1 protein-coding gene is annotated in these 511 nt (G+C 61.1%); it reads left to right on the forward strand.

Going from position 1 to position 511, the window contains the following annotated elements; translation table 11 throughout:
• Positions 1-511, forward strand: a 511-nt coding sequence (locus EOA60_RS36705) for a ParB/RepB/Spo0J family partition protein (RefSeq protein ID WP_164899957.1), incomplete at both ends; no start/stop codon positions are given.

Below are 511 nucleotides of genomic sequence, written 5' to 3' on the forward strand. Positions count from 1 at the left end.
GGACATCGGTCGGCGAAAGCTCCTGCAGAGCCTGAACGTCCGGCCCGTGCTCGACGGAAACGGAGACGAGACCGGCAGCTACGAAGTGCCGGCGGGCGGCCGCCGCTATCTCGCGCTTGGCATTCTCGTCAAGCAGAAGCGCCTGGCGAAGAACGAGCCGATCCCTTGCATCGTCAATCGCAGCGGAACGACCTCGGCCGAGGAAGACTCGTTTGCCGAGAACATGCATCGCGAGGACCTGCATCCGCTCGACCAGTTCCGCGCATTCAAGGCACTTAGGGAGCAGGGCCTTGATGTCGAGGAGATTGCCGCTCGCTTCTTCGTATCGGCGGCGACCGTCAAGCAGCGGCTGAGGCTCGCCTCGGTCTCGCCAAAGCTGCTCGAACTTTACGAGAAGGATGAAATCCGCCTTGAGCAGATCATGGCGTTCTCGATCTCAAATGACCATGCCCGCCAAGAGCAGGTCTGGGAGCGAATCTCCGGCAACCCGCATATGCAGGCACCATATTAC

The sequence above is a fragment of the Mesorhizobium sp. M1A.F.Ca.IN.020.06.1.1 genome (genome assembly GCF_004023265.1).
Taxonomy (GTDB): Bacteria; Pseudomonadota; Alphaproteobacteria; order Rhizobiales; family Rhizobiaceae; genus Mesorhizobium.